A 1,050-nucleotide genomic window follows, 5' to 3' on the forward strand; every position below is an offset into this window, starting at 1 on the left:
TAGAGCGTGTTGCTGTTGATTTGAATCGGTTGGGATTCACGCCGAGGTGATTTTGTGATTCAAGATGCTGGCTGGGCGGAGGCCAGCATCGGATGCCAAGACCCTATTCAAACGATCTTCGTGAGCGCGTTGCGGCAGCGGTTGCGGCTGGCCGGACATGCCGGGAAACGGCTGCATTGTTCGGGGTGAGCGTGGCGAGTGTTGTGAAGTGGTCGCAACGCCAACGATTGAGCGGAAGCGCATCGGCGTTGCGCATGGGGCGTCAATCCGGCCGGGATTTGGAGCCACATCGCGTGTGGCTGCTGGAGCGGGTAGCCTCACAGTCGCATGTGAGCGTGCGAGCGCTGTCGGCGGAGCTTGCCGAGCGCGGCATCGTGGCAGCCCCGGTGTCGGTGTGGCGGGTGCTGAAGGAGGCCGGGTTCAGCTTCAAAAAAAACGCTGTTCGCCAGCGAGCAGGACAGGCCGGCGATTGCGCGGCGCCGGGCGCAATGGAGGAAGTATCAAGGCAGGCTTGATCCACGGCGCCTGGTGTTCATCGACGAAACCTGGGCAAAAACCAACATGGCGCCGCTACGAGGCTGGGGGCCTCGTGGGCACCGATTGGTCGCCAAGGCTCCGCATGGCAAATGGCGCACGCTGACCTTCCTGGCCGCGCTGCGCTGCGAGCGCATCGACGCGCCCTGCGTCATTGATGGTCCCATCAACGGTGCAAGCTTTGCGGCCTGGGTTGAGCAGTTCCTCGTGCCGACGCTCTCGCCCGGTGACATCGTCGTCATGGACAATCTTGGAAGTCACAAGGGGCAAGCCATTCGTCGTGCCATTCGCGCGGCCGGAGCCAAGCTTTTCTACCTGCCACCCTACAGTCCAGACCTAAACCCGATCGAGCAGGTCTTCGCCAAGCTCAAGCACCTCATGCGAAAGGCTTCAGAACGGACCGTCGAGGCCACATGGCGACGTATCGGAACACTCCTCGAAAGCTTTCAACCCGCTGAATGCGCCAACTATCTCGTCAACGCTGGATATGCTTCAATGTAAGTGAAACACGCTCTA

1 protein-coding gene is annotated in these 1,050 nt (G+C 61.0%); it reads left to right on the plus strand.

Annotated elements, in window-relative coordinates:
- Window positions 1–92 precede the first annotated feature (92 nt).
- Window positions 93–1,035, plus strand: a protein-coding gene (locus AC07SZ_RS35600; RefSeq protein WP_156394344.1) for an IS630 family transposase whose coding sequence is annotated in 2 segments (ribosomal slippage) — window positions 93–428 and window positions 430–1,035 — 942 coding nt in all. Because the reading frame shifts where the segments join, the coding sequence is not laid out codon by codon here.
- The last annotated feature ends 15 nt before the right edge of the window (window positions 1,036–1,050 follow it).

Source organism: Mesorhizobium sp. GW821-FHT07A06, assembly GCF_059419085.1.